Raw genomic sequence first — 19,451 nt, 5'->3', positions numbered from 1 at the left:
GCTTTTCCTGGAATTGCTTTGGAAGGGCATAGTTAGAGTTATTGGCGGGGGCCAGTGGCCGCGTGCGTTTCACCTTGAGACGCACGCGGCTTTGTTTTTGAGGCCTTATCCGAGTTCGAAGAAGACTGAGGTCAAAGAAAAAGGCGCGTCCAGAACGCGCCTTTTTCATTTGAGATCGTTGATCCCGAGATCAGCCGAGCAACCAGAGGCCGATCAGGCCGGCCGTGCCGACGACGATGCGCCAGATGGCGAAGGGCGTGAAACCGCGCCGCGAGACGAAATCGAGCAACGAACGCACGACGAAGATGCCGGCGACGAACGCCGCGATGAAGCCGACGGCGATCAGGGTGAAATCGTCGAAGGAGAGCGCGTCGCGGTTCTTATAGAGGTCCAGCGTGAAGGCGCCGAGCATGGTCGGCATCGCCAGGAAGAACGAGAACTCCGCGGCCGAGCGCTTGTCGGTCCCCATCAGCAGGGCGCCGGCGATCGTGGCACCGGAACGCGAGGTGCCGGGGATCATCGCCAGGCACTGGAACAGGCCGATCTTCAGCGCCAGCGACGGCGGATAGTCCATGACGTCAGTGTAGCGCGGCTTCAGCGGCAGGTGGTCGATCGCGTAGAGGATGAAGCCGCCGACGATCAGCACGACACAGATGAGCATCGGCGTTTCGAACAGCACCGTCTTGATGAAATCATGGGCGATTGCGCCGATGACGGCCGCCGGCAGGAAGGCGATCAAAACGGACAGGACGAAGCGGCGCGCCTTGATGCTCGTCGGCAGCGCCAGCGCGATCGACAGAAGCTTCTGGAAATAGACGAGCAGGATGGCCAGAATGGCGCCGAGCTGGATGAGGACGGCGAAGGTGTTGCCCGGCGACCTGAAGCCGAGGAAGTGGCCGGCAAGGAGGACGTGCGCCGTCGACGAAACAGGGATAAACTCCGTCAAGCCCTCGATGAGTCCGAGGACAAGCGCGCTGATGATCGATTGATCCGCCATATATGAGATTTTCCTGACAAGTTTTGGAGTGGGAGGAAAAGGCTGATTCGCTTGTGTTTGCCACCACAAATTTCTATAGCTCTATCACAGGAGCCGTGGCCAGACGCTTGCGCCGCCACGCTGACGCCCCCAGCAAAAAGACTCTGAGAAGCCAGATCATCGATGCCGACACTGTATCATCACCCCATGTCCTCCGCTTCACGGTTCGTTCGCCTTATCCTCTCGGAATATGGCTATCAGACGGAATTGTCCGAGGAACAGCCCTGGGAGAACCGGCGCGACTTCCTGGCCTTGAACCCGGCCGGGACGCTACCGGTCTATGTTGACGACAGTATGAGAGCGCTCTGTGGCGCCACGATCATCTCGGAATATCTCGACGAAACGAACGGAATCATGAAGCGGGATCGCCGGCTTCTGGCCGAGGACCCGTTCCAGCGGGCGGAAATCCGCCGCCTGGTCGAGTGGTTCCTGCACAAGATGGAAGCGGACGTGACGCGGCCGCTGGTGCGCGAGCGGATCTTCAAGCTGCAAATGACACCGGACCAGGGCGGCGGCGCGCCCGACAGCAAGGTCCTGCGCACCTCGCGCGCCAATATCCGCCAGCATATGAAGTATCTCTCCTGGCTCGCCGGTTCGCGCACCTGGCTTGCCGGCGACCGCATCTCCTATGCGGATCTCGCCGCGGCCGCGACGGTGTCCGTGCTCGACTATCTCGGCGAGATCGACTGGTCGGATGCCCCGACCGCCAAGGAGTGGTACCAGCGGCTGAAGTCCCGCCCCTCCTTCCGCCCGCTGCTTGCCGAGCGTGTGCGCGGCGTGACTCCGGTTCCGCACTATGCGGACCTCGACTTCTGAGGATGAATCCGTGCCCGGCATCGCTGCCAAGGCTGACAATGGGGATCGACGGCGGCTGAAGCTGACCGAATTCCTGAAAGCCGAGGCGGCAGACAAGGGCTTCGATCTCTGTCGCATCACCCGCCCGGACGCCATTCCCGAGGCGCCGGCTCGGCTCCAGGACTTCCTCGACGACGGCTTCCACGGCACGATGGACTGGCTGGCCGAGACTGCCGAGCGACGCTCCGATCCGCGCACGCTCTGGAGCGACGTGCGCTCGGTGGTGATGTTCGCGATGAATTACGGGCCGGAAGACGATCCGCGCGGGATTCTCGAAAAGACCGATCGCGGCGCGATCTCGGTCTATGCCCAGAACCGCGACTATCATGACATCATCAAAGGCAAGCTCAAGGAAGTCGCGACCCGCTTCGCCGCGCGCGCCGGCGAGGACGTCAAGGTCTTTGTCGACACCGCCCCGGTGATGGAGAAACCACTCTCGGAGAAGGCCGGCCTCGGCTGGCAGGGCAAGCACACCAATCTCGTCAGTCGCGAATTCGGCTCCTGGCTGTTTCTCGGCAGCCTGTTCACCACGGCGGACCTCGTCATCGACGAGCCGGAGCGCGACCATTGCGGCTCCTGCCGCGCCTGCCTCGATGCCTGCCCGACCGGCGCTTTTCCTGCGCCCTATCAGATCGACGCGCGGCGCTGCATTTCCTACCTGACCATCGAGCACAAGGGTCCAATCGACCCGGAGCTGCGCCCGTTGATGGGCAACCGCATCTATGGCTGCGACGACTGTCTCGCCGCCTGCCCCTGGAACAAGTTCGCGCAGGCAGCCTCCGAAATGAAGCTGAAGGCGCGCGAGGACCTGAAGGCGCCATCGCTGGAAGCTTTGCTCGGCCTCGACGACCCGGCCTTCCGCAGCCTGTTCTCGGGCTCGCCGGTCAAGCGCATCGGCCGCGACCGTTTCGTGCGCAACGTGCTGATCGCGGCCGGCAACTCCGGCAACCAGGCGCTCGTGCCTGCCGTCAAGGCGCGCGTCGGCGATGCCTCGCCCGTGGTGCGGGCGATGGCGGTCTGGGCGCTGTCACGATTGGTCGCGCCGGTGGCGCTTGCGCAATTTGCCGAACAATGCGAGCCAGAGACGGACGAAGACGTCCTCAACGAATGGCAAATGGCGGGAGTGAGCCGATGCATGTCCTGATCCTTGGCGCCGGTTACTCCGGTATGGCAATCGCGCGGACCATGGCCCCGACGGCGACAAGCGTTGTCGGCACCACCCGCACCGAGGAGAAGGCAGCGAAGCTCGAAAAGGCCGGCATCCGTCCGATCCTCTTCGACGGTGAGACCATATCCGATGACCTCGCTGCCGCGCTTGGCCAGGCGACGCACCTGATCCAGTCGATCGCGCCCGGCCGCGACGGCGATCCGATGTTTCGCACTTCCAGCCCGGATCTCGCGCAGCTGGCGCCGAACCTCAAGTGGATCGGTTATCTCTCGACCGTCGGCGTCTATGGCGACCACGGCGGCGAATGGGTCACCGAGGACATGCTGCGCAAACCGGTCTTGGCCCGCTCGGTCGAGCGGGTGGAGGCGGAGGATGCCTGGATCGCCTTCGGCGCGAAGCAGGGCATTCCGGTTGCCGTGTTGAGGCTTGCCGGCATCTACGGCCCCGGACGCAACGCCTTCTGCAATCTCGCAAACGGCACGGCCCGGCGCCTGATCAAGCCTGGGCAGGTGTTCAACCGCATCCGGGTCGAAGATATCGGCGCGGCCACCCTGTTCCTCGCCAACAACGGCACGAGCGGCGTCTTCAACATCACCGACAACGAGCCGGCGCCACCACAGGACGTGGTGCTTGAGGCCGCGCGGCTGATGGGCGTCGAACCGCCGCCGGAAATTCCCTTCGAGCAGGCGGAGCTGTCACCGATGGCCCGCTCCTTCTATGGCGAGAACAAGCGGGTATCGAACGCCCGCATGCGCGCCACCGGTTTCGAGTTCGCGTATCCGGATTATCGCGTTTCGCTTGCGCAGCTCTGGCAATCCGGCACATGGCGCAACGCCTGAAACGCAACTCGGCGCTCAATCAATAACATAACCCGAAATGCTTATAGAAAGCCGATAGTCAGTCCATCAGTAATGGCGGCGGCAGCGCCGCCAGAATTGTGACTTTCTCTGGATATTCATTCGATACTTGACGAATTGAATACAACCTGTGCGCTAGTAACGAGTTTTCGACCATCCGGATTCCGGAAATTTCGTCCAATTCGAAATTTTTAATGAAATTTTTCGTTTACCACTGAGTTGCGCCTGCGTGCGGAAGGCTGTGAGCGTTCAACCGCTGATTCCAAAGAACTTCCTGGCTCCATTTAAACTATTTCAAACAATCTTCGTTTTTGAATTTTCGTCATTTTTTAATAAATCCTAATAGATCGTAAATGGTTGAAGCACGTTTTCGCCATTTTTCGCCCCAATTAGCGGTTCCCAGAAGATTTTTATTCAACCATTTGACCGAGGGGATCGCCAGTTGACGCCAGCGAAGATCAAGGCTGCTGCCGCTGCAGCGCTGTTCACGACCGCTATCGGTCTCGTTTCCGTTTCCGATAGCCATGCAGCCGGCGCCGGCTGCGGCGGCGCGTCCTGGTACGCGCTGAGCTCCAAGACCGCCTCCGGCGAGCGCATGAATGCCGCCCGCCTGACCGCCGCCCACCGCAGCCTGAAGTTCGGAACCAAGGTTCAGGTCACCAACAAGCGCAACGGCAAGAGCGTGATCGTTCGGATCAACGACCGTGGGCCATTCATTCGTGGCCGCGTGATCGACCTTTCCAAGGCTGCAGCCTCGCAGATCGGCATGATCCGCTCCGGCCACGCCAGCATCTGTTATCGCGTCATCAATTCCTGATTTTTGAAATACTGCCATCCGACCGATCGTCAGGTGGGTTTACTTGAGAAAGACCATTCTCGGCGGTTAATCTTCTCCGCCGTCTTGCTCTTCGATGCCATCGCCGTTACCACGGCGAAAAAGGAGTTGATCGAAGATGCGTTTGGGCGGCAGGCTCGCTGGAGCCATTGAGGTTCTTGAGGATATCGAAAAGCGGAAGCGCCCGGTCGCCGACGCGCTCAAGGATTGGGGCCTCTCCCATCGCTTCGCCGGATCCGGCGATCGCTCGGCGATCGGCAACATCGTCTACGACGCCCTTCGCATGAAACTCTCGCACGCCTTCCTGATGGACAGCGACAGCGCGTCGGCGCTCGGCCATGCCGTCATGTACCGGCAATGGGGCTTCACCCCGGAAGCGCTCGCTGCCGAACTCGACGGCGACAAATTTGCGCCTGAGATGCCGTCAGCCGAGATGGCGCAAGCCTTCGCCACGCGCCGCCTCGAAGACGCCGCAGCCCACATCCAGGGCGACATTCCCGAATGGGTCCAGGCCTCCTTCGAGGAAAACTTCTCCGACGATTGGCTCGATGAAGCGAAGGCCCTCGCCGGCCGGCCGACGCTCGACCTGCGTGCCAATACGCTGAAGGCCTCGCGCGCCAAGGTGCTGAAGGCGCTGGAGCGCAGCGGTGCCGAACCGGCGACGATCGCCCGCAACGGCATTCGCATTCCGGCCGGCGAAGGCGCCTCGCGCCTGCCGAACGTGACGGCGGAGCTTTCCTTTCAGAAGGGCTGGTTCGAAGTCCAGGACGAAGGCTCGCAGATCGTTGCCGATCTCGCCTTTCCGCAGGAAGGCGAACAGGTGCTCGACTATTGCGCCGGCGGTGGCGGCAAGACGCTCGCCATGTCGGCGGCGATGAACAACAAGGGCCAGGTGCACGCCTACGACACCGACCGCAAACGCCTCGCGCCGATCATCGAACGGCTGAAGCGCGCCGGCACCCGCAATGTCCAGGTGCATGAATCCACTGACAGCCTCGCGCCGCTCGCCGGCCGCTTCGACCGCGTACTGGTCGATGCGCCCTGCACCGGCACCGGCACCTGGCGCCGCCGGCCCGACACGAAATGGCGCCTCAATCAGAAGAATCTTGAAGAGCGCATCTCCCAGCAGGAGGAAGCGCTGGCGAGCGCTGCCCAGTTCGTCCGCCCGGGCGGCCACCTCATCTATGTCACCTGCTCGGTACTGCCTGAGGAAAACGAGGCCCAGGTCTACGGCTTCTGCGAAGACAACCCGGAATTCGAGATCCTGTCGGCAGCCGACATCTGGGCGACGCTCTTTGGAACCGACAAGCCGCAACCCTGGTCGGCCGACATGAAGACGGTGACGCTGACGCCCGCCTCGACCGGCACGGACGGCTTCTTCTTCTGCCTGATGCAACGCAAGGGTTGACGCCTTTTGACAATGGTCAGAACACGCGCATCAGATTGAAAACGTTCTAAACTATACACTTTGACACAAGTTTGCTTTTGGTTCATGAGAGGCGGGCCCGGCCGGGCCCTTTCTCATGGCCCGACGCCTGAACGATGCCGCGTTTGCGCACTCGCTCGGCTGCGCCGAAGGAAGCAACAGGAGAGGGTCATGACCAAGAAATTCATCCGCGGCGCCGCGCTGGCGTTCATGACGGCAACGTCGGCGTTGGCCCTGCAGCCGGCCCACGCCGCAACCGATGCCGCCGCCGTGGTGAAGCATTACACCGCCGTCGCCCATGCCAAATTCGAAGATGCGCTGACGACGGCCGAGGCACTCGACAAGGCGGTCGACGCGCTGATCGCGACGCCGAGCGAAGAAACGCTGAAGGCCGCGCGCGACGCCTGGCGGAAGGCCCGCAACCCCTACCAGGAGACCGAAGTCTACCGCTTCGGCAACGCGATCGTCGACGAGTGGGAAGGCAAGGTCAACGCCTGGCCGCTGGACGAAGGCCTGATCGACTATGTCGACCCGAGCTACGGCAGCGAAAGCGACGAGAACGCGCTGTTCACCGCCAACGTCATCGCCAACAAGACGATTAAGATCGACGGCAAGGACGTCGATGCCAGCAACATCACGCCGGAATTCCTGGCGGGCACGCTGCAGGAAGCCGGCGGCATCGAGGCGAACGTCGCCACCGGCTACCATGCGATCGAATTCCTGCTCTGGGGCCAGGACCTGAACGGCACCAAGGCTGGCGCCGGAAACCGCCCCTATACCGACTATGACACCAAGGCCTGCACCGGCGGCAATTGCGACCGCCGCGCCGCCTATCTGAAGGCCGCGACCGAGCTCCTGGTTTCCGACCTCAAGGAAATGGTTGCCAACTGGACACCGGACGGTGCCGCAACCAAGGCCGTCGAGGCTGACCCGAAGGCTGGCCTCGTCGCCATCCTCACCGGCATGGGTTCACTCTCCTATGGCGAACTGGCCGGCGAGCGCATGAAGCTCGGCCTGCTGCTGCACGATCCGGAAGAAGAGCATGACTGCTTCTCCGACAACACGCACAACTCGCATCTGCACGACGCGATCGGCATCCAGTCGGCCTATAGGGGCGAGTACACCCGCGTCGACGGTACGAAGATGACCGGCCCGTCGCTTTCGGAACTCGTTGCCGCCAAGGACGCAGCACTCGACAAGGAAATGACCGGCAACCTTTCGACCACAGTCGAGAAGATGCAGGCAATGGCCAAGCGCGCGGAAACCACCGAGGCCTACGACCAGATGATCGGCGAAGGCAATGCCGAGGGCAACGCCACCGTGCAGGCGGCGATCGACGGCCTGATCGCCCAGGCAAAGACCGTTCAGCGCGTCATTGCGTCACTGGATCTCGGCACGATCGAGCTTGAAGGTTCCGACAGCCTGGACAATCCTAACGCCGTCTTCCAATAAGCTGAAAAGGCGGGCCGCGCCGGCACCGGTGCGGCCCGATCCTCTACTGATGAAAACTGGCGCTCCTCGCCTTCTCGCGCTTCTTTTTGCGCAGGCGCTCTTTACCGCCTTGCCCGCCCTTGCCGGCGACGGCCTTCCGATCGAACGCACTGACCTCGACATCAAGGACCGCCAGCGCGTCCTGACGGTCACACGGCCGACCGATGACTTCTCGAAGGCGGAAAGCTTCGAGGCCATGTCCGGTGGTGCTGCGACCTCGATCGCGCCCGTCAATGCCGACAGCTTCTCGCAGTTTTCGGCCAATCTCACCTTCCAGGAAGAGGGAGGCTTCAAGCTCGGCAACGCGCTGTTCCGCAAGCTCTGGGTCTCCTCGCCCTCCTCGACCCAAGCCTCCGACGGCCTTGGCCCGCTCTACAACGCCCGCGCCTGCCAGAGCTGTCACCTGAAGGACGGACGCGGACGCCCGCCGGAGGGCTCCACCGATGCGACTTCGATGTTCTTCCGTCTGGCGCGCCCTTCGCGCGACGACGACGAGCGACGGTTGATCGAGACGCATCAGGTCGTCAACTTCCCGGACCCAGTCTATGGTGCCCAGCTTCAGGATAGCGCCGTGCCGGGCCTTGCTGCCGAAGGGCATCTGAAGGTCAGTTACACCGAGCAGCCGTTCACCTTCCCCGACGGCGAGACCGTTTCGCTGCGCCGGCCAAGTTATTCGGTGGCCGATCTTGCCTACGGGCCGCTCGATCCGGCAACGACGCTCTCGCCGCGCGTGGCCCAGCCGATGATCGGGCTTGGCCTCATCGAGGCGATCCATGAGGCGGACATCCTCGCGCTTGCCGATCCTGACGACGCCGACGGCGACGGGATCAGCGGCCGCCCGGCGCTCAGACGTGACGCGAAGACCGGCAGGCTGACCATCGGACGTTTCGGCTGGAAGGCACAGAATGCCACCGTGCGGCAGCAGAGTGCCGATGCCTTTGCCACCGATATCGGCATCTCCTCCCCCGACGCCGACCGGCCGCATGGCGACTGCACTGCCGCCCAAGCGAAATGCCTCACCATGGCGACCGGTGTGCAGGAACGGCTTGGTCCGACCGAAGCGCCCGATCCGGTGCTTAACCTCGTGACCTTCTATTCGGAGAACCTTGCCGTTCCGGCGCGTCGCAAGGCGAGCTTTGCCGAAACGCTTCGCGGCAAGAAGGTCCTCTACGACCTTGGCTGCACGAGCTGCCACACGCCGAAATTCGTCACCCGCCGGGATGCAACAAACAAGGCGCAGTCCTTCCAGCTCATCTGGCCCTATTCCGATTTCCTGCTGCACGACATGGGCGAAGGTCTCGCGGACGGCCAGGAAGTGGGCGTCGCCACCGGCCGCGAATGGCGCACCCCGCCGCTCTGGGGCATCGGCTTGACGAAGACCGTCAGCGGGCACACTTTCCTGCTGCACGACGGACGCGCCCGCAATTTCACCGAAGCGATCCTCTGGCATGGCGGCGAAGGGCAGACGGCCCGCGATGCTTTCGCCGCCCTTGCCGCAAGCGATCGCCACGATCTCCTTGCCTTCCTGGAGTCACTCTGATGCCCTCTACGCATACGCTCACCCTCGCATTCTCCCTGGCGCTGACGACCGCATTGCCCGCAATGGCTCAGGAGGGGAGCGCGCTCTCGCCGCGTGTCGTCAACGAGGCCGCCGTGCCCGCCGTCATGGCCAAGGCCGTCGACGACTTCATCATTCCCGGCTACCGCAATCTGTCGGAAAAGACCGCCGCTGCAAGGCAAGCGACCGCGAAGCTCTGCGAGGCGCCGTCGCAGCCGGCACTCAAGAACGCGCAGAGTGCGTTCTCCGACCTGGTCGGCGCCTGGTCGGCGATCGAGGTCGTGAGGCTTGGTCCGGCTCTCGAACAGAACCGCTTCGAACGCTTCCTCTTCTACCCCGATCGCAAGAGCACCGGGCTCAAGCAGGTGCAGGCGATCCTTTCGAAGGCGGACGAAAGCGCAACGGACGAAGCCAAGCTCAAGGGCAAGAGCGTCGCGGCGCAAGGGCTGGGCGCACTCGAATATGTTCTCTATGGCACGGGCGCCGAGGTGCTTTCGGGCAAGGACGGCGACTTCCGCTGCCGCTATGGCCTGGCGATCACTGGGAACCTCGATGACATCGCCAACGAATTCCTGGCCGCATGGCAGAAGCCCGACGGCATCCAGGCCGCCTGGAAAAACCCAGGCCCCGACAATCCCGAATTCCGCGACAATCGCGAGGCGGCCACCGAACTGCTCGGCATTCTCGTCCATGGCGTCGAGACGGTGAAGGACCAGCGGCTGAAGCCGTTCTACGAAGGCAAGGACGACAAGGGGCATCCGAAGCTTGCGATCTACTGGCGTTCCGGCAACACCATGGCCTCGATCGCCGGCAACGTGCGCGGGCTGAAGACGCTGTTCGACGTCGCCGACATGCAAAGCCTGCTGCCGGAAGACAGCCGCTCCGTGGCGGGTTCGGCCGACTTCGTCTTCAAGTCGGTGATCAGCATGGCCGGCAACATCGATGGACCGATCGACACCGCGCTCACTGACGACGACAAGCGCGCCAAGCTCGCCTTCCTGTCGCTCAACACCAATGACCTCCTCAACCGCCTGAACAGGGATTTCGGCGGCGCGATCGGGCTTGGCGCCGGCTTCTCCTTCGCCGACGGCGACTAGAGCATCCCGCTCGCAGGTGTAGGCACCGGAGCGGAAAAGATGCTCTCGCATCAAAGTGCGTTCAATTGAACGCACGCGCTCCAGAGCGGGATGAGGAAAAGTGTGCGCGGTTTTCCACCCGCATCCCGCTCAAACTCAGAGTGTTGACAATCAAGGCTTTTAGGCGCAAAGCGCTTCCCGTGTCCGCTCTCGCGGGCACGTTTCACCACAAGGACCAACTCACAATGAACCCCGACAGTCGAAGTCGAGCCTTCACGCTCACGGCCGTCCGGTCCTGATTTGATCAGGGCTCCGTGGCGGTCGGATGACTCGCCCTATGGAGCCCAATATGCTGCGCATCTACAAAAGCCAGAACAGCCACCTCGTGCTCGTCGACATGCTTGACGGCATCGCATCGCCGACGCCCGCCATCTGGTTCGACCTCTTCAATCCGTCCGTTGAGGAAACGCGCCTGGTCGAGGGCCAGCTCGGCATCGAGATCCCGACCCGTGACGAGATGCAGGAAATCGAGCTTTCCGACCGCCTCTACCAGGAGAACGGTGCCGAGTTCATGACGATGACGGCGACCGCCAAGCTTGACAGCGAGTATCCGGTCAAGGTGCCGGTGACCTTCATCCTCAAGGGCGCGACGCTGGTCACCGTACGCCATGCCGACCCCAAGCCGTTTCAGACCTTTTCCAACCGCATCCAGAAGGCGAACGGCCAGATCTGCGAGACCGGCGAACTGGTGATGCTCGGTCTTCTCGAGGCGATCATCGACCGCACGGCAGACGCGCTGGAGCGTGCCGGCAGCGAGGTCGATGCGATTTCTCGCGAGGTGTTCCGCAAGACGAATGCCAGCGCCACCAAGAAGACACGCGACCTGCAGTCACTGATCGAGCAGATCGGCCAGAAGGGCGACCTCCTGACGGTCATCCGCGAAAGCCTCGTCAGCATCGGTCGGCTCGTCGCCTATCATGTGGCGCTCGAAGGCATGGGGCCACGCAAGGCGGGAAAGGAAAGCCGGCAGCGGATCAAGCTGATCCAGCGGGATGCAACTTCGCTTGGCGACCACGCGCTGTTCCTGTCGAACAAGATCAACTTCCTGCTCGACGCGACGCTCGGCCTCATCAATCTCGAGCAGAACCAGATCATCAAGATCTTCTCGGTCGCCGCCGTCGTCTTCCTGCCGCCGACGCTGGTCGCCTCGATCTACGGCATGAACTTCGGCGTGATGCCGGAGCTGCAGTGGGAGTTCGGCTATCCTGCGGCACTGATGCTGATGGTGATGTCGGCGATCGTGCCCTATTTCTACTTCAAGCGCCGGGGCTGGCTCTGACCCGGCAACCTGCTATATCGCAGCCCTGAGCGGCCCCCCCGTTCAGGGCCGCAGATTTCCACGACGAGCGAGGATGGCATGACAGCCGCCACGGGTCTGATCGACCGGCGCAGTTTCCTGAAAATGGCAGGCGCAGCCTGGGTGGCAAGCCTGGCGCCCGACCGGGCTTTCGCCCTAGGCAGAGCCGATGCCGTCTTTGCCTCGGCCTTCATGGCGCCGGATGGAAGCTATGGCGTTGCAACGCTGACGGAAGCCGGCGAGATCATCGACCGCACGGCGCTGCCGGCGCGCGCGCACGGCATGGCCTATTCAGCGGTCAGCCGCCGCGCCGTCGCCTTCGCCCGCCGGCCCGGCACCTATGCGATGATCCTTCCGACCGACGGCTCAGCGGAACCAGTGGTCATCGCTGCAGCAGAAGGCCGGCACTTTTACGGTCACGGTTGTTTCTCGGCGGACGGCAAGCTGCTCTATGCCACCGAGAACGACTTTGCCGGCAATCGCGGCATGGTCGGCATCTATGACGGCACCGACAACTTCACCCGCATCGGCGAATTCCCGACCTACGGCATCGGTCCGCACGACATGACACTTGCTGCCGACGGACGCCTGCTTGCGATAGCCAATGGCGGCATCGAGACCCACCCGGACTTCGGCCGCACCAAGCTCAATCTCGACCATATGGAGCCGAGCCTGACGCTGGTGGACACGAAAACCGGTGCGCTCGTGCAGAGGCACGGGTTACCTGCTGACCTCAGCCGTCTTTCGACGCGGCACGTCGATATCGGCCCAAAGGGCGAGATCTGGTTTGCCTGCCAGTACGAAGGCGCGCGCAACGATCTGCCGCCGCTCGTCGGATCCTTCTCCAAGGGCGAAGACCTGAAATTCCTGTCGTTACCCGAGCGCACGACGGAAGCGCTGGCGAACTATGTCGGCGCGATCGCGGTCAACCGGCACGAAGGGCTTGTTGGCCTGACCTCGCCGAAGGGCGGCGTGGCCGTGACGCTCGATGCCCGAACCGGCACGGTGCTGAAGGAAGAGCGCGTCGTCGATGCAGCAGGGGTCGCCACCGCGGAGCACGGCTTTGCCGTTTCGTCCTATGACGGCCACTTCAAGGCGCGCGAAAGCCGCGTCGCCTGGGATCAGCACATCGTTCGTTTGGCATAGGCCGGAGACATGCCTCAGGCCGAAAAGCGGCCCGCGCCGGAGAGCTTTGCCAAATCGTCCCAGCGATAGGCGGTCTGGTCGTGGTTTTCGCCGCCGAGGCTTACCTGGCCCTGGCCGACGGCAACCGCACCCAGGTGCTCATAGAACGCCCTGTTCGGATTGCTGGAAAGCACCCAGGCAAACAGAGACTTGCCGCCCAGTTCCCGGCAATGGGCGGCAACGCTGCGCACTAGTGCCGAGCCGATGCCGGCGCCTTGGAATTCCTTGAGGATATAGAGCGCATAGAGCTCGCGATCGAAACGCGGCGGCATCGATCGGGCTTTTCCATAATTGGCAAAACCGATCACCTTGTTCGTGCTCATGTCGACCGCGACCAGATGAAAGACATCGGCGACGCGCATGCGCCTTGCGTGGCGCAGCGCCTGCTCTTCGACGCTCATCCCATCGAGGAAGGCGTCGGAAATCAGTCCGCGGAACGTCGATCGCCAGCTTTCGACGATGACGGAGGCGATCATCATGATGTCATCCGGACCGGCCGGCCGGATGTCGATGCGTCTGAAGCTCTTCATGGCACATGATATAGGTGGCAGATCACGGCTTCAAAACGGCAGCCCCCATGGAAAGCCAGAAAGTCTGTTTTATCTGTCGAGGCCATGAACAGAACGATCGTGTACGCAGTCCTATTCGCCACTGGTCTCGGTCTCGCGCCGCCATGCGATTGTGGCTGGCGCAGATGTTCCTCAACGTCCTCTGGTCGCCGCTGTTCTTCGGGATTGAGGACATCTCCTCGGCCCTGATCATCGCGCTATTGATTGCAGTCGCCGGTTTCGTCGTCGCAAGCCGGCGGCGGGATCGCGTTTCGGCCCTGCTGTTCCTGGTCCTATCTCGCCTGGGTTGCGTTTGCGACGACGCTCAACAGCTCGATTTTGCTCATGAATTGAACTTGTCGGACCTTCACGAGCGTGCCACTGTCCCGCAGGCATAATGATGCCACCCGACAAAAAAAGGCCATGTGGACTGATGGACGACCGTGATCCCCCCGATTTCCGAAAGCGCATCCGTGAGAGTTTCGCGCGGCAGGCGGCAATGCGCACGGTCGGCGCCGAACTGACGCTCGTTGAACAGGGCACGGTCGAGATCGAACTGCCGTTCGATGACAAGCTGACGCAGCAGCATGGCTTCCTGCATGCGGGCGTGATCTCGGCGGCGCTGGATTCGGCCGGCACCTATGCCGCCTATTCGGTGATCGACCCGGATGCCTCGATCCTGACGATCGAGTTCAAGGTCAACCTGCTTTCGCCGGGGCGCGGCGAGCGTTTCCTGTTTCGCGGTGAAGTGACCAAACCCGGCTCGACGATCATCGTCTCCGACGGGCGCGGCTACGCGATCCGCGCCGATGGGCCGGCGAAGCTGATCGCCTCGATGACCGGGACGATGATGGTGGTACGCGGACGCCAGGGGATCGAAGGATGAGTTTTGCCGTCAAAACCGTTGCCGGACGCAGGGTTCTCTACGTCATGGCCGTGGATGCCGAATACGGGACGCACCTCAAGCAGCGGATCAAACCGCTGATGACCGGCGTCGGCCCGGTCGAGGCCGCCGTGGTGCTGACGCGAACGCTCGCGGAGCTCGCCGCGGAGCGAGCCCTGCCCGATCTGGTCGTTTCGCTCGGGTCCGCCGGTGGCGCCAGGCTGGAACAGACGGAGGTCTACCAGGCCGTTTCCGTCGGCTATCGCGACATGGATGCCTCGCCGCTCGGCTTCGAGAAGGGCGCAACGCCGTTTCTCGACCTGCCGGCCGTGGTGCCGCTGCCGCTCAGGATTCCTGGCGTGCCGGAGGCCCGGCTTTCGACCGGCGCCAACATCGTCTCGGGCGCGGCGTACGAGACGATCGACGCCGACATGGTGGAGATGGAGACCTTTGCGGTCCTGCGCGCCTGCCAGTCCTTCGGGGTTCCGCTAATTGCGCTTCGCGGCATTTCCGACGGCAAGGCCGAGCTCAAGCACGTCAGCGACTGGACGGAATATTTGCACGTCATCGACGAGAAGCTTGCAGCCGTGATCGACCGGTTGGAGAATGCGATCTCAAGCGGCGCGATCCGGCTCTAAATGTGATCGTAAGTCAGAGCGGGATGCGGTCGGAAAACCGCACACACTTTTCCTCATCCCGCTCTGAAACCCCGGAATTGTCGGGGTGCAATTGAATCGTTGCGCTGATGACGGCCTTTCATTAAAGGCTCGCCATGATCAAGCTTGTTTGAAGGCCCCCAATGACCCAGACAGCCCATCCCGATACCGTCCTCATCGTCGATTTCGGCAGCCAGGTGACGCAGCTCATCGCCCGGCGCGTGCGCGAAACCGGTGTCTATTGCGAAATCGTGCCGTTCCAGTCGGCGGAGGAAGGCTTCCGCCAGCTGAAGCCGAAGGCCGTCATTCTCTCCGGCAGCCCCGCCTCGACGCTCGACATCGGCTCGCCGCGCGCGGCCTCGGTTATCTTCGATTCCGGCCTGCCGGTCTTCGGCATCTGCTATGGCCAGCAGACCATGTGCGCCCAGCTTGGCGGCAAGGTCGAGAGCGGACATCACCGCGAATTCGGCCGCGCCTTCCTGGAAGTCGAAAAGGACTGCCCGCTGTTTGAAGGCCTCTGGTCCGTCGGCTCGCGCCACCAGGTCTGGATGTCGCATGGCGACCGCGTCACCGCGATCCCCGAGGGCTTCGAGGTCGTCGCGACCTCGGCCAACGCGCCCTTCGCCTTCATCGCCGACGAGAAGCGCAAATATTACGCCGTGCAGTTCCACCCCGAAGTGGTGCACACCCCCGACGGGGCCAAGCTGATTGCCAACTTCGTGCACAAGATCGCCGGCATCAAGGGCGACTGGTCGATGTCGGCCTACCGCGCCAAGGCGGTCGAGGCGATCCGCAACCAGGTCGGTGACAAGAAGGTGATCTGCGCGCTTTCGGGCGGCGTCGACAGCTCGGTCGCGGCACTCCTCATCCATGAGGCTGTCGGCGACCAACTCACCTGCATCCTCGTCGACCACGGCCTGATGCGCAAGGACGAGGCGAAGAACGTCGTTGCGATGTTCGAGGAGCATTACAACCTGCACCTCCTGCACGTCGACGCGTCCGACCGCTTCATCGGCGAACTCGAAGGCGTCAGCGACCCCGAGACCAAGCGCAAGATCATCGGCCGCCTGTTCATCGAAGTGTTCGAGGAAGAGGCGAAGAAGCTCGGCGGCGCGGACTTCCTTGCCCAGGGCACGCTCTATCCCGATGTGATCGAAAGCGTCTCGTTTACCGGCGGCCCGTCGGTGACGATCAAGTCGCACCACAATGTCGGCGGCCTGCCGGAGCGCATGAATATGCAGCTCGTCGAGCCGCTGCGCGAACTGTTCAAGGACGAAGTCCGCGTGCTCGGCCGCGAGCTCGGCCTGCCCGACAGCTTCATCGGCCGCCACCCCTTCCCGGGCCCGGGCCTTGCCATCCGCTGCCCGGGCGGCATCAGCCGCGAGAAGCTCGAGATCCTGCGCGAGGCTGATGCGATCTATCTCGACGAGATCCGCAAGGCCGGCCTCTACGACGCCATCTGGCAAGCGTTTGCCGTGCTTCTGCCGGTGCAGACCGTCGGTGTCATGGGCGACGGCCGCACCTATGAGTTCGTCTGTGCGCTGCGTGCCGTCACCTCGGTCGACGGCATGACGGCCGACTTCTACCACTACGACATGGAATTCCTCGGCCGCGCGGCAACGCGCATCATCAACGAGGTCCGCGGCATCAACCGTGTCGTCTACGACGTCACCTCGAAGCCGCCGGGCACGATCGAGTGGGAATAAGCAGTCATCTCGATGCCGTCAGACAAGCTCTATAGCGATCCAAGCCTTGTAGAGTTCTACGACATCGAGAACGGCTGGACCGCTGATTCCGAATATCTGAAGACCATGGCCGCTAGCCGCACCTCGATCCTCGATCTGGGGTGCGGCACCGGCCTATTGGCTGCTGCTCTTGCTGTGAGTGGCAAACGGGTCGTCGGCGTCGATCCGGCGGCCGCGATGCTCGATGTCGCGAGGTCACGACCCGGCGGCGACCGGGTGCGTTGGGTCGAGGGCGACGGGCGGACCATCCGCCTCGACGAGACCTTCGATATGGTGCTGCTCAGCGGCCATGCCTTCCAGGTCTTCCTGACCAGGGAGGATCAGCTCGCCGCACTCAAGACCATCGCAGCGCATCTGGCTCCCGACGGGCGCTTCATTTTCGACAGCCGCAATCCGCTGGTCGAAGAATGGCGGGAGTGGACCGCGGCCGAATCCGAACGGGACATCGTTCATCCGGTCCTAGGCCAGGTTCTCGCCTGGAACGACGTGCAGCATGATCCGGTGACGGGTATCGTGGAATACGGAACTTTCTATCGGATCGCAGCCGACGGACGCACTTACGCGGCCCAGTCGAAAATCGCCTTCCCTTCCCATGAAGACCTCGTCGCGATGATGGACGAGGCCGGGCTCGTCGTCGAACAGTGGCTCGGCGGCTGGGACGGCAGTTCGTTCGAAACTTCCGCGCCCGAGATCATTCCGATCGGCCGGCTGAGATAGCCGCTTGCCCGGTGCCCGGAAAGCGATCGCGATGCGTCTGATCTATGGAAGCGCATCAAAAAAGAGATAGACGGCGGCGATCTTGCCATCCCGGGCGATGATGAAATCGGTCCCGGCATAGGCCGCTGTTTTGCCGGGACTGCCTGACACCCACCGGACCCGGCCGCCATTGCCTATTTCCTCAGCTGGGGCGATCGGCTGGTATTGAAAGTCGGGATGTGTGGCCTTGATCACGCCCGCGATCCGATCAATCTCGTCGCGGCCGCGGAAGATACCGCCATTGGGGTCATAGAACACGGCGTCTTCATGGAAGATCTCGTCGATCGCGGCACGCCGGCGCTCAGCGTCAATCTCACCGAACACGTCGTGGAGGTTGCGAAGCAACAAGGTCGAAACGGGGAAAGACATCACATTTCTCCGGTTGGGGTCGGGCCGATTGCCGGAAGCGTGAGGACAGGGCACAGGGTCAGGTCTGGATCGCTCAGCCCGGTGGCAACATCCGCCGATCCGGCATTGGCTGACTAATGGGCGGCAACCGCCGCGCCTGTGCCCGGCTCGCCGGCCTGGTGCCGATTGTCGATGCTGAAAGCACCGGCGCCGAATGCAGCGATCTGAAGAAGCCCACCCGCCATCATGACGTTCTTGAGGAAATGGATCATCTGGTTCTGATCGGCGAAATTGCTATGAAACGAGAAGGCCGTTGCGAGGGAGAACAGCGCGAGAGCAGCCGCTACGGAGCGGGTGCGATAGCCGGCAATGAGAAGCAGACCTCCACCAAGCTCGACAAGCACTGCCACGGTGAAGGCCAGCGGTGGAAAGGGCAGCCCGACGGCACCGATCATGCCGGTCGTGGCGCTGTAGGCGCCGAGTTTGCTGAAACCACTCATGGCGAAGGGAAGGCCGATCAGCAGCCGGCCGACAAAGGGAAGATAACGGGTCGCAGACATTGAACGTCTCCTTGACGTGGACTCCGCAATTCGTTGCGGACCAGGCCATGATGTTGCAACTCCGCTCTTTTCGAAATAGAAATGATTGAAAGTCATCATTGCAGAATTGTCGATGTCCAAGCTGCCCGATTTCGAAGCGCTGGCGATGTTTGCCAAGGTGGCGGAGGAGCGTTCCTTCGCTGCGGCGGCACGGACGATGGGGGTTTCGGTCGCAACCGTATCGCGCGCCGTCACCCGTCTCGAAGAGCGAATTGGCGGTCGTCTGCTCAACAGAACCTCGCGCCGACTTGCCCTGACCGACTACGGCCACATGCTGGCCGAACGAGCGTCCAGGATCTTCGCGGATGCCGAAGAGGCGGAGGACCTGGCGCGCGAGGCCGCCAGCCGTCCGCGAGGGCTGGTGAAGCTAGCGGCGCCGCTGTCCTTCGGCACGCGCTGGGTCGCTCCCCTTCTGCCGGAATTCTTTCGGCGCTACCCCGAGATTGCAGTCGACCTTCACTTGACCGATGCGCAGACGGACCTCATCGGCGATGGCTTCGACGCTGCGCTGCGCATCGCCGTGCTGGAGGATTCATCGCTCGTCGCGCGGCTGATCGCACCTGTCCAACGGTTCGTCGTCGCTTCGCCGGCTTACCTTGAAACAAATGGCCGCCCGCAGCACCCGCACGACCTTATCGCCCACCAGTGTCTGAGCTACGCCAACCGGGCGAAACGGGACGTCTGGCGCTTCACCCATCACGAGACCGGCGAGGAAGTGGCGGTTGCGCCCAGGGGGTTGCTGCGAGGGACGAGCGCGGAGGCCTTGCTGCCGACAGTACTCGAAGGGCTGGCGATGACCGAGCTCCCCGAGTTCATCGCCACCCAGTATTTTCCGGACGAACGGTTGGAACCTGTTCTCACCGACTGGCGTCTACCGGAAGGCGGACTGTACTTCGTGACGCCGACGGCCCGCGCGCGTCCCGCGAAGGTCTCTGCCCTCGCCGATTTCCTGATCGCCGGGCTGACGGACGCGCGTTGGAGCGCGAACGCGGTGATGGGCTGGAAGCGCCCGCCACCATCGAGAAGGCAGACATAGCCCGGCGCCGAACCGCGTCGCAATGCTGGCCCGCCT

General features: G+C 62.9%; 20 protein-coding genes. 16 read left to right on the top strand and 4 right to left on the bottom strand.

The window, feature by feature from the left end:
* Nucleotides 1-190: 190 nt before the first annotated feature.
* Nucleotides 191-997, bottom strand: a complete 807-nt coding sequence (locus ACTJKE_RS21490) for an undecaprenyl-diphosphate phosphatase (RefSeq protein WP_057247923.1) — start codon at nt 995-997, stop codon at nt 191-193.
* Nucleotides 998-1,159: 162 nt separating this feature from the next.
* Between ACTJKE_RS21490 and ACTJKE_RS21485 the strand changes: the two genes are divergently transcribed.
* From ACTJKE_RS21485 to ACTJKE_RS21440, 10 genes are all read left to right on the top strand, one after another.
* Nucleotides 1,160-1,852 carry a glutathione S-transferase family protein gene (locus ACTJKE_RS21485; RefSeq protein ID WP_057247922.1) on the top strand — a complete coding sequence of 231 codons (693 nt, stop codon included), beginning with the start codon at nt 1,160-1,162 and terminating at the stop codon, nt 1,850-1,852.
* Nucleotides 1,833-3,035: a tRNA epoxyqueuosine(34) reductase QueG gene (gene queG / locus ACTJKE_RS21480; protein ID WP_058326250.1), complete on the top strand. Its 1,203-nt coding sequence runs from the start codon at nt 1,833-1,835 to the stop codon at nt 3,033-3,035. Before ACTJKE_RS21485 ends, queG begins: the two co-directional genes overlap by 20 nt.
* The gene (locus ACTJKE_RS21475) at nt 3,023-3,898 is read left to right on the top strand and encodes an SDR family oxidoreductase (RefSeq protein WP_058326249.1); all 876 of its coding nucleotides are present in this window, start codon (nt 3,023-3,025) and stop codon (nt 3,896-3,898) included. Before queG ends, ACTJKE_RS21475 begins: the two co-directional genes overlap by 13 nt.
* 460 nt (nt 3,899-4,358) lie before the next feature.
* Complete coding sequence (locus ACTJKE_RS21470) at nt 4,359-4,733, top strand: septal ring lytic transglycosylase RlpA family protein (protein WP_057247919.1); 375 nt, start codon at nt 4,359-4,361, stop codon at nt 4,731-4,733.
* 136 nt (nt 4,734-4,869) lie between these two features.
* The gene (locus ACTJKE_RS21465) at nt 4,870-6,159 is read left to right on the top strand and encodes an RsmB/NOP family class I SAM-dependent RNA methyltransferase (RefSeq protein ID WP_057247918.1); all 1,290 of its coding nucleotides are present in this window, start codon (nt 4,870-4,872) and stop codon (nt 6,157-6,159) included.
* Between the two features lie 189 nt (nt 6,160-6,348).
* On the top strand, nt 6,349-7,629 hold the full coding sequence (locus tag ACTJKE_RS21460) for an imelysin family protein (protein WP_058326248.1): 1,281 nt from the start codon (nt 6,349-6,351) through the stop codon (nt 7,627-7,629).
* 46 nt (nt 7,630-7,675) lie between these two features.
* Nucleotides 7,676-9,208 (top strand): di-heme oxidoreductase family protein, encoded by a 1,533-nt coding sequence (locus ACTJKE_RS21455; protein ID WP_440637215.1) that lies wholly within the window; start codon nt 7,676-7,678, stop codon nt 9,206-9,208.
* Nucleotides 9,208-10,323: an imelysin family protein gene (locus ACTJKE_RS21450; protein ID WP_058326247.1), complete on the top strand. Its 1,116-nt coding sequence runs from the start codon at nt 9,208-9,210 to the stop codon at nt 10,321-10,323. Before ACTJKE_RS21455 ends, ACTJKE_RS21450 begins: the two co-directional genes overlap by 1 nt.
* A gap of 328 nt (nt 10,324-10,651) precedes the next feature.
* Nucleotides 10,652-11,641: a magnesium transporter CorA family protein gene (locus ACTJKE_RS21445; protein WP_110878108.1), complete on the top strand. Its 990-nt coding sequence runs from the start codon at nt 10,652-10,654 to the stop codon at nt 11,639-11,641.
* A gap of 78 nt (nt 11,642-11,719) precedes the next feature.
* The gene (locus tag ACTJKE_RS21440; protein ID WP_058326246.1) at nt 11,720-12,805 is read left to right on the top strand and encodes a DUF1513 domain-containing protein; all 1,086 of its coding nucleotides are present in this window, start codon (nt 11,720-11,722) and stop codon (nt 12,803-12,805) included.
* A gap of 14 nt (nt 12,806-12,819) precedes the next feature.
* Here the strand turns inward: ACTJKE_RS21440 and ACTJKE_RS21435 are convergent, their stop codons facing one another.
* Entirely contained in the window at nt 12,820-13,374 is a 555-nt protein-coding gene (locus ACTJKE_RS21435; protein ID WP_058326245.1) for a GNAT family N-acetyltransferase, read from the bottom strand.
* A 47-nt stretch (nt 13,375-13,421) separates the two neighbouring features.
* On the opposite strand from ACTJKE_RS21435, the gene ACTJKE_RS21430 reads away from it, so the two are divergent.
* The 5 genes from ACTJKE_RS21430 (at nt 13,422) to ACTJKE_RS21410 (ending at nt 17,393) form a co-directional block, all read left to right on the top strand.
* The gene (locus ACTJKE_RS21430) at nt 13,422-13,790 is read left to right on the top strand and encodes a TspO/MBR family protein (RefSeq protein WP_245296031.1); all 369 of its coding nucleotides are present in this window, start codon (nt 13,422-13,424) and stop codon (nt 13,788-13,790) included.
* A 35-nt stretch (nt 13,791-13,825) separates the two neighbouring features.
* Nucleotides 13,826-14,278, top strand: a complete 453-nt coding sequence (locus tag ACTJKE_RS21425; RefSeq protein WP_057247911.1) for a PaaI family thioesterase — start codon at nt 13,826-13,828, stop codon at nt 14,276-14,278.
* Nucleotides 14,275-14,913, top strand: coding sequence for a 5'-methylthioadenosine/S-adenosylhomocysteine nucleosidase (locus tag ACTJKE_RS21420; RefSeq protein ID WP_058326243.1), 639 nt, complete (start codon nt 14,275-14,277; stop codon nt 14,911-14,913). Before ACTJKE_RS21425 ends, ACTJKE_RS21420 begins: the two co-directional genes overlap by 4 nt.
* A gap of 161 nt (nt 14,914-15,074) precedes the next feature.
* The gene (guaA, locus tag ACTJKE_RS21415) at nt 15,075-16,637 is read left to right on the top strand and encodes a glutamine-hydrolyzing GMP synthase (protein ID WP_058324584.1); all 1,563 of its coding nucleotides are present in this window, start codon (nt 15,075-15,077) and stop codon (nt 16,635-16,637) included.
* Between the two features lie 12 nt (nt 16,638-16,649).
* Nucleotides 16,650-17,393, top strand: coding sequence for a class I SAM-dependent methyltransferase (locus ACTJKE_RS21410; RefSeq protein ID WP_058326242.1), 744 nt, complete (start codon nt 16,650-16,652; stop codon nt 17,391-17,393).
* 42 nt (nt 17,394-17,435) lie between these two features.
* On the opposite strand, the gene ACTJKE_RS21405 is transcribed toward ACTJKE_RS21410, so the two are convergent.
* The gene (locus ACTJKE_RS21405) at nt 17,436-17,801 is read right to left on the bottom strand and encodes a nuclear transport factor 2 family protein (protein ID WP_058324582.1); all 366 of its coding nucleotides are present in this window, start codon (nt 17,799-17,801) and stop codon (nt 17,436-17,438) included.
* A 113-nt stretch (nt 17,802-17,914) separates the two neighbouring features.
* Nucleotides 17,915-18,340 (bottom strand): DoxX family protein, encoded by a 426-nt coding sequence (locus tag ACTJKE_RS21400; protein WP_058326241.1) that lies wholly within the window; start codon nt 18,338-18,340, stop codon nt 17,915-17,917.
* Nucleotides 18,341-18,452: 112 nt separating this feature from the next.
* On the opposite strand from ACTJKE_RS21400, the gene ACTJKE_RS21395 reads away from it, so the two are divergent.
* Nucleotides 18,453-19,415, top strand: a complete 963-nt coding sequence (locus ACTJKE_RS21395; RefSeq protein ID WP_440692302.1) for a LysR family transcriptional regulator — start codon at nt 18,453-18,455, stop codon at nt 19,413-19,415.
* Nucleotides 19,416-19,451: the final 36 nt, after the last annotated feature.

It is taken from the genome of Ensifer sp. 22521, from assembly GCF_052044795.1.
GTDB lineage: Bacteria > Pseudomonadota > Alphaproteobacteria > Rhizobiales > Rhizobiaceae > Ensifer.
This window is presented reverse-complemented; position numbering and strand designations above follow the sequence as displayed.